The following is an 8,156-nucleotide window of genomic DNA, read 5'->3' as shown; positions in this document are numbered from 1 at the left end:
CCATCTCCGGCTTTTTGACCGGATCGCCCAGCAGGGAGCCCTGGTGACGGAATATGCCCCCTGGACTCCGCCCCTGCCCCAGAACTTCCCTCTGCGGAACCGGATCATCGTGGGCTTTTGCCGGGCAGTGGTGGTGGTGGAAGCTGCCATCCGCAGCGGGGCCATGAGCACCGCCCATGCCGCTCTGGACGAAAACCGGGAACTGTTCGCCGTCCCCGGGCCCATCTTTTCCGAAACCAGCCAGGGCACCCACCATCTCCTGAAGCAGGGAGCCCGGGTGGGGGATGATCCCCAGGAAGTACTCACCAGCCTGCTGGGGCCGGAAGAGGGAACTCTGCCCCAGGCCGGAGAAGAACCGGACCTGTTCCGGGATTTCGCTCCCGATGAAAAAGAAAAAGCCGGGGCCCTGTGCCGCTGGCTCCAGAAACACCAGGGCAGTTCCCTGGAACAACTGGCCGATGCATTCCCCTGGCCCCTGGCCGTGCTCAGTACCCTGCTCCTGGAGCTGGAACTGTCCGGCCGGGTCCAGCGGAACAGCCGCAATCGCTATCATGCAGTTTAGGAGGAGAAAATCGTGACGAATAAACTGGTCATTGTGGAATCCCCTACGAAAGCCAAGACCATCGAAAAATTTCTGGGCAAGACCTTTACGGTACGGGCCTCCATGGGCCATCTCCGGGATCTGCCCAAAAGTCAGTTCGGTGTTGACGTAGAGCATCATTTCACTCCCAAATACATCAATATCCGGGGGAAAGGACCTTTAATCAAGGAACTGAAGACCCTGGCCAAAAAAGCCGACAAAATCTATCTGGCAACGGACCCGGACCGGGAAGGGGAAGCCATTGCCTGGCACCTGAGCTACATCCTGGGGGTGGATCCGGCGGCTCCCTGCCGGATTTCCTTCCATGAAATCACCCAGACCGCCATCAAAGGGGCTCTGAAGGATCCCCAGTCCATCGACATGGACAAAGTGGACGCCCAGCAGACCCGGCGGATCCTGGACCGGATCGTAGGGTACCAATTGAGCCCTCTCCTGTGGCGGAAGATCCGGAAGGGCCTCAGCGCCGGCCGTGTCCAGAGCGTGGCGGTGAAGATCATCTGCGACCGGCAGAAGCTCATCGACGACTTCGAACCGGAGGAATACTGGACTTCTTCCGTGGTGCTGGCTCCCGGCAAGACTCCCAAGATCACGGCGGATGTGGTGAAACGGGATGGGAAGAAACTGGAAATCCACAACCGGGAAGAAGCGGACCAGGTGACGGAAGACCTGAAGAAGGCCAGCTACCAGGTGACGGACTGCTCTGTCCGGGACCGGCTGCGGAAACCGGCGCCTCCCTTCACCACCAGCAGTCTCCAGCAGGAAGCCAACAAAAAGATGAACTTTTCCACCAAAAAGGTCATGATGCTGGCCCAGCAGCTGTACGAAGGGGTCACCCTGGGCCGGAAAGGCTCTGTAGGGCTCATTACCTATATGCGTACCGACTCGGTGCACCTGGCGGATGCGGCGGTCAGCGAGATCCGGGGCTATGTGGATGCCAATTACGGTCCCAGTTACCTGCCCAAGAAACCCAATGTGTACAGCAGCCGGAAGAATGCCCAGGAAGCCCATGAAGCCATCCGTCCCACCAGTGTGAGCCGGACTCCGGAAGATGTGGCGCCCTATCTGGACCGGGATCAGCTGCGGCTCTACACCCTGATCTGGAAGCGGACGGTGGCCAGCCAGATGGCCAGCAGCGTCAGCACCCTCACCACCCTGACCATTGCCGGGGACAATTACGAACTCCGGGCCACCGGTTCCGTGGTAAAGTTCGACGGGTTCCTGAAGCTGGTGGACCGGAAGGACGAGGAAAAGGACAAGAAGGTTCCGGCTCTGGAAAAAGGCACGGCCATGAACCTGATCCGGGTGAACGAGGCGGTCCAGCACTTTACGGAACCCCCTGCCAACTTCACCGAAGCCACCCTGGTCAAGGAACTGGAAGAAAAGGGCATCGGCCGGCCCAGCACCTATTCGCCCATTATCCAGACCATCCTGGCCCGGGGCTATGTGGCCAAGGAAGGGAAGAAGCTGCTGCCTACGGAACTGGGGAAACTCACCATCGACATGCTGACCCAGTATTTCTCCCCCTTCATCGACGTGCCCTTCAGCGCCCATATGGAAAGCGAACTGGATGCCATCAGCGAGCACAAGACCGATAAGGAAACGGTGCTCCAGGAATTCTACGGTCCTTTTGAAAAGGCTCTGAAGGTGGCGGATGAAAACATCCCGGTGGTGGAAAAGCCCGTGATCGTCAGCGATGTGAAATGTGAGAAATGCGGCCGGTTCATGGTGGTGAAGGAAGGCCGCCACGGCAAGTTCCTGGCCTGCCCCGGATTCCCGGAATGCCGGAACACCAAGCCCATCCTGGTGAAAGTGGGGGTGAAGTGCCCCCAGTGCGGCGGGGATCTGATCGAACGGCACAGCAAGACGGGACGGCTGTTCTATGGCTGCGCCAACTATCCCACCTGCCGGTTCACCTCCTGGGACAAACCCACCAACGAAAAATGCCCCCAGTGCGGCAGCATGATGGTGGAACACAAGGAGCGCAGCGGAAAGACCGTGCTCCACTGCAGCAAAGAGAAGTGCCCCAACGCTTCCCTGAAGAAGAAATGAAAGGAAAATTTCCATGACCGTCCATATTATCGGAGCCGGGCTGGCAGGCTGTGAAGCGGCCTGGCAGCTGACCCGCCGGGGGATCCCGGTGATGCTCCACGAAATGCGCCCGAAAAAAAGCGACCCGGCCCACCATACGGCCCTGTTCAGTGAGCTGGTATGCAGCAATTCCCTTCGGGCCAACAACATTGAAAACGCCGTGGGCCTGCTGAAGGAGGAAATGCGCCGGCTGGATTCCCTGATCATCGCCTGCGCCGATGCCCACCAGGTGCCTGCCGGGGGAGCCCTGGCAGTGGACCGGGAAGGGTTTGCCCAGGCCGTCACTGACGCCATCCGGGAAAATCCCCTGGTGACCCTGGTGGAAGAAGAGGTCACTGATTACAGCCGGTTCGCTCCGGAGGACTATGTAATCACCGCCTCCGGACCTCTCACCAGCGGGGCCCTTTCCGAAGCCATCCAGCAGCTGGTGGAAAAGGATTACTTCCATTTCTTCGATGCGGCGGCCCCCATTGTCACCGTGGATTCCCTGGACCAGGACAAGGTGTACAAGGCTTCCCGGTACGACAAAGGGGAAGCGGCTTATTACAACTGCCCTTTCACCAAAGAGGAATACCTCCGGTTCTGGCAGGAACTGTGCCATGCAGAAACGGCTCCGGTGAAGGATTTCGAGCACAATGTGTTCGAAGCCTGCATGCCCATTGAAGAAATGGCCCTCCGGGGAGAAGACACCATGCGGTTCGGACCTCTGAAGCCGGTGGGACTTCCGGATCCCAGGACCGGGGAGGACCCCTATGCAGTGGTCCAGCTCCGCCAGGACAATGGGGCCGGGACCCTGTACAACATCGTAGGGTTCCAGACCCATCTGAAATGGCCGGAACAGAAACGGGTGTTCCGGATGATCCCGGGACTGGAAAATGCGGAATTCGTCCGGTACGGGGTGATGCACAAAAACTCCTACCTGAACAGTCCACTGCTGCTGAACCCGGATTATTCCCTCCGGAACCGGCCTCATTTCTATTTTGCCGGTCAGATGACCGGGGTGGAAGGGTATGTGGAAAGCGCCGCCTCCGGTCTGGCGGTGGGAATCTATGCTGCCCGGGCCATAGCCGGGAAAAAACAGGTGCTGTTCCCCAAAGAGACTGCCATGGGAGCCCTGAGCCACTACATCAGCAACCCGGAGGTAAAGCATTTCCAGCCTATGAACATTAATTTCGGGCTGATCGCCCCCTGGGATGGCCCCAGGATCCGGGGGAAAAAAGAGAAAAATGCGGCTATAGCTGCCAGAAGTCTAAACTTTCTCGAAAATGTAAAAAATAACTTGCATGATTAGTCTGAATATGGTAGTATGAATTGTCGGGAATTCAATAAAATTCGTACAATTTGAGGCTTGCCATGGAACTGACACATACTCCGGGTTCCTCAGAAAAACTTGGGAAATGGGCGGAGGACTTTGCCACCTATCTGGAGGTGGAAAAGGACGCCTCCCCCCTGACCATTGAGAATTATCTGGCGGATATCCGGCATTTCAGAGACTTTATGGTCCGGCGGAAGGAATCTTTCAGCTGGCCCCAGGTCACTGTCCTGGACATCCGTTCCTATCTGGCGCTGATGCACGATGATAAACTGGCCCGGCGGACCATCGCCCGAAGGATTTCTTCTCTTCGTTCTTTCTACCGGTATCTCCGGCGGGAAGACCGGGTGAAGACCAATCCCTTTACCCAGGTGCGGACTCCCAAACTGGAAAAGAAGCTGCCTGTATTTTTGGAAGAATTTGAAATTAATCTCCTGCTGCGGATGCCGGACTGTACCACTGTCCTGGGCCGCCGGGACAGGGCCATCCTGGAATTCCTCTATTCTACAGGCTGCCGGGTTTCCGAATTGGTGGGACTTACGCTGACCCGGGTGGATCTGGGCAACCGGTATGCCATCCTGATGGGGAAGGGCCGGAAGGAACGGCTGGTGCCTTTGGGGCATCCCTGTGTGGCGGCCATGGAAGACTATCTCCGCCGCAGCCGAAGGCAGCTGATGGTCCGGTACCAGGCAGCTCCTCATCAGGCTGTGTTCGTGAACAGCCGGGGGACACCTCTCAGCAGCCGGAGCGTACGGAGGATCCTGGACAAATACGTGGACATGTGTGCCCTGCAGAAACATGTGAGCCCCCACACCATACGGCACACCTTTGCCACCCATCTGCTGGATCACGGGGCGGATCTGCGGGCTGTACAGGAATTACTGGGACATGTGAGCTTATCCACAACACAAATTTATACTCATGTGACGGCGGAACGTCTCACCGCAGTCTATGAGAAACATCATCCAAGGGCCTAGGAGGGACTTACTATGTTAGCTTTACTGGAAAAAACGCGTATGATCAACAAACTGCTTCAGAACACGGAAACCGTCAGCTACAAAAAGATGGCGGAAGTGCTGAAGGACGTCATCAAGGCGAACATCTACATCGTCTCCAGCGACGGAGAGCTGCTGGGCTACTCCATCCTGGACGGCTTTGAATGCGAGCTGATGATCAAAAAAGTGCTGGATGTGGGCCGTTTCCCTGCCGACTATGTGAAATGGCTGGAAGGAATCCGGGAAACGTCTTCCAACTACCGTCTGGTGAAGAACATGTGCGCTTTCAGCGAAGGGACCAAATGCCTGTTTGAAAGCAAATACACCACGGTGGTGCCCATTTTCGGGAACGGTGTCCGTCTGGGGACCCTGATCCTGGGGAAATTCAAGAAAGAATTCGTGGACAGCGACCTGCTGCTCAGCGAATATGCCGCTACGGTCATCGGCATGCAGCTGCTCCACGACAAAGCCATGCATATTGAAGAAGCCAGCCGGAAGAAGGCCATGGTCCAGATCGCCTTCTCCAACCTGAGCTACAGCGAACTGGAAGCCATTTCTGAAATCCTCAAGGCACTGCCCGGGGACGAAGGACTGCTGGTGGCCAGCAAGATCGCCGACCAGGCCGGGATCACCCGGAGCGTGATCGTCAACGCCCTGCGGAAATTCGAAAGCGCCGGGGTGCTGGAAACCGAATCCCTGGGAATGAAAGGGACCTATGTACGGATTCTCAACGAATACCTGCGGGATGGGCTGAAAGAACACAAAAAATAAGGAAATGGGGAAAAGGGTCAGGCTGCAGGATGCAGTTTGACCCTTTTTCGGCTTTATGGTAGTATGATAGGGATATGGGGCTGCTGCCCCGTCAGCTGTCAACGGTCAGCGGCCGCAGGAGGCCGGCTGCGCCGGCTCTGATTTGAATTCTACCTAATGGAAAGGAAATTTTCCCTATGCTCAATCTGGATGCGTCTCTGATCTACCGGATCCCGGCGCTGCTGTTTACCATTACGGTCCATGAATATGCCCACGGGGCCATGTCCGCCAGCCTGGGGGACCCTACTCCCGAATCGGACGGACGGCTTACCATGAATCCCCTGGCCCATCTGGACCTGATCGGGTCCCTGATGCTGGTACTGGTGGGGTTTGGCTGGGCCAAACCGGTGCGGGTGGACCCCCGGTATTATCCCAACCCCCGGGAAGGGATGCTGAAAGTGGCTTTTGCAGGCCCGGCCAGCAATCTGTTCGTCACCTTTCTGGCCATGTTCCTCCAGCTGTTCCTGGCCCGGTACTTCAACGCCGGCCGGGGCGTGCTGCTGTTTTTGAACTGGCTCATGCTGTACAATGTATGGTTTGCCTTCTTCAACCTGATCCCCATTCCCCCCATGGACGGATACAAGGTGCTCCAGACGGCGCTGCCTCTGGACAAGGCCCTGGCCTATGAGCGGATGGTGGGGCCCTATACCAACCTGATCCTGATCATCCTGTGCTTTACCGGAATCGTGGGCCTGGTGATCAATCCGCTGTCCACTCTGTATCTCCAGCTGTGCCGGGGAATCCTGGCCCTGTTTCTGTTCTGACCGGGAAGAAGGCGGCCTGTGTACCAAGTGAAACTGGCGGATTTCCAGGGCCCGTTGGACCTGCTGATCCACCTGATTGAAAAAGACAAAATCGATATTTATGATATTCCCATTGTTTCCGTTACGGAGCAGTACATTGCCTACATCAATGCCATGCAGGAATACAACCTGGACGTGGCCAGCGAATTTTTGCTGATGGCGGCCATCCTGCTCCAGATCAAATCCCGGATGCTGCTGCCCCGGGACCCGGAGGAAGAGGGGGAGGAAGAACCGGATCCCCGGCAGATGCTGGTGGACATGCTGGTGGAATACCGGAAAACCAAAAAGCTGGCCCAGGCTCTCCGGGAATGTCTCCAGCGGGCCAGCCTCCAGACCGCCCGGTCTCCGGAACCCCAGGGAAAGGTGCTCCAGAAGGTGAAGCGGTACGGCCTGGCGGACCTGCTCCGGGCCCTGGCCGGGCTCATGCCCCGGCAGGAGGACGAGGAAACGGTGATTCCCCGGCAGGAATTCCCCGTCCAGGAACGGATGGAGGCCATCCGGGAGACGCTGGGCAAAAGAAAGGAAAAAATGGATTTCCGCCAGCTGCTCCAGGACCGGAAAAACCACAGCGAGGTGATCGCCACCTTCCTGGCCGTGCTGGAACTGCTGCGGCTGAAGGAAATCGATCTGATCCAGGAAGAGCCTTTCGGGCCCATGGTCCTGGAACCCCGGAAGGAGGAGGCCCATGAAACTGAAGAAAACCGCTGAGCTGGAAGCCCTGCTCTTTGCCAGCGGGGATCCCCTGACCCTGGAGCGGGCGGCAGGGGCCCTGTTCTGTTCCACCGAAGAAGTGGCCCAGCTGCTGGAAACCCTCCAGCAGGAATACCAGCAGGCCGGCCGGGGCATCGAACTGCGCCAGGCGGCGGGAGGCTGGCAGCTGGTAACCAAGAAGGAAGCGGCGGGCCTGGTGCGCCGGCTCCAGGAAAAACAGGAAGTGAAGCTGTCCAATGCAGCCATGGAGACCCTGGCCATTGTGGCCTTCAAGCAGCCGGTGACCAAAAGCGAAATGGAAGCCATCCGGGGGGTGAAGGTGGACGGGGTGCTGAGCACCCTGGTGGAACTGGACCTGGTGGGGGAAGTGGGCCGGAAGGAAGTAATCGGCCGGCCCATCCTTTACGGCACTACGGAGGAATTCCTCAAGGCCTTCGGCCTCAATTCCCTGGAGGATCTGCCCCAACTGCCGGAAGAAGTGCTGGAAGGCCGGCTGGAAGAACCGGAACCTTTATTTGACTGAGTGAAAGGATTAGACAACCATATGGAACAAACCAAAGAACGGCTCCAGAAAGTCATGGCAGCCGCCGGTGTGGCTTCACGCCGGGAATGTGAAAAGATCATCCTGGCCGGACGGGTGCAGGTGAACGGAAAAACGGTGACGGAACTGGGCACCCGGGTGGGGAAGGCGGACCGAATCACCCTGGACGGGAAGGCCATCCACCGGAAAAGCGCCCGGCACACCTACCTGCTGTACAAACCCAAAGGGGTGGTGACCACCATGAAGGATCCCCAGGGCCGGCGGACGGTGGCGGATCTGATGGCGGGGCTCCACC

General features: G+C 58.0%; 9 protein-coding genes. All 9 read left to right on the top strand.

Features of this window, described 5'->3' with window-relative positions; translation table 11 throughout:
• Positions 1-562, top strand: a 562-nt coding sequence (locus QVO43_RS09880; protein WP_288174955.1) for a DNA-processing protein DprA, incomplete at its 5' end; no start/stop codon positions are given.
• Between the two features lie 12 nt (positions 563-574).
• The gene (topA, locus tag QVO43_RS09875; protein WP_022488349.1) at positions 575-2,650 is read left to right on the top strand and encodes a type I DNA topoisomerase; all 2,076 of its coding nucleotides are present in this window, start codon (positions 575-577) and stop codon (positions 2,648-2,650) included.
• Positions 2,651-2,663: 13 nt separating this feature from the next.
• Complete coding sequence (gene trmFO, locus QVO43_RS09870; RefSeq protein ID WP_022488348.1) at positions 2,664-3,980, top strand: methylenetetrahydrofolate--tRNA-(uracil(54)-C(5))-methyltransferase (FADH(2)-oxidizing) TrmFO; 1,317 nt, start codon at positions 2,664-2,666, stop codon at positions 3,978-3,980.
• A gap of 62 nt (positions 3,981-4,042) precedes the next feature.
• Positions 4,043-4,978 carry a tyrosine recombinase XerC gene (gene xerC / locus QVO43_RS09865; protein WP_022488347.1) on the top strand — a complete coding sequence of 312 codons (936 nt, stop codon included), beginning with the start codon at positions 4,043-4,045 and terminating at the stop codon, positions 4,976-4,978.
• A gap of 12 nt (positions 4,979-4,990) precedes the next feature.
• Positions 4,991-5,767 carry a GTP-sensing pleiotropic transcriptional regulator CodY gene (codY, locus tag QVO43_RS09860; protein ID WP_022488346.1) on the top strand — a complete coding sequence of 259 codons (777 nt, stop codon included), beginning with the start codon at positions 4,991-4,993 and terminating at the stop codon, positions 5,765-5,767.
• A 176-nt stretch (positions 5,768-5,943) separates the two neighbouring features.
• Positions 5,944-6,570 (top strand): site-2 protease family protein, encoded by a 627-nt coding sequence (locus tag QVO43_RS09855; protein ID WP_022488345.1) that lies wholly within the window; start codon positions 5,944-5,946, stop codon positions 6,568-6,570.
• Positions 6,571-6,588: 18 nt separating this feature from the next.
• Positions 6,589-7,317, top strand: a complete 729-nt coding sequence (locus QVO43_RS09850) for a segregation and condensation protein A (protein ID WP_022488344.1) — start codon at positions 6,589-6,591, stop codon at positions 7,315-7,317.
• Positions 7,295-7,843: an SMC-Scp complex subunit ScpB gene (scpB, locus tag QVO43_RS09845; protein WP_022488343.1), complete on the top strand. Its 549-nt coding sequence runs from the start codon at positions 7,295-7,297 to the stop codon at positions 7,841-7,843. The genes QVO43_RS09850 and scpB overlap by 23 nt, the downstream gene beginning before the upstream one ends.
• A gap of 21 nt (positions 7,844-7,864) precedes the next feature.
• The coding region (locus tag QVO43_RS09840) for a S4 domain-containing protein (protein WP_288174951.1) at positions 7,865-8,156 on the top strand (292 nt) is incomplete at its 3' end.

The sequence above is a fragment of the Acidaminococcus sp. CAG:542 genome (assembly GCF_000437815.1).
Lineage (GTDB): Bacteria > Bacillota > Negativicutes > Acidaminococcales > Acidaminococcaceae > Acidaminococcus.
Note: the sequence above shows the minus strand (reverse complement) of the source record. Positions and strands in the feature narration are given on the sequence as shown.

Bases quoted from the DNA above. Each gene is read 5' to 3' on its own strand.
- trmFO (WP_022488348.1), top strand. From the start codon at position 2,664: ATGACCGTCCATATTATCGGAGCCGGGCTGGCAGGCTGTGAAGCGGCC.
- xerC (WP_022488347.1), top strand. From the start codon at position 4,043: ATGGAACTGACACATACTCCGGGTTCCTCAGAAAAACTTGGGAAATGG.
- codY (WP_022488346.1), top strand. From the start codon at position 4,991: ATGTTAGCTTTACTGGAAAAAACGCGTATGATCAACAAACTGCTTCAG.
- QVO43_RS09855 (WP_022488345.1), top strand. From the start codon at position 5,944: ATGCTCAATCTGGATGCGTCTCTGATCTACCGGATCCCGGCGCTGCTG.
- scpB (WP_022488343.1), top strand. From the start codon at position 7,295: ATGAAACTGAAGAAAACCGCTGAGCTGGAAGCCCTGCTCTTTGCCAGC.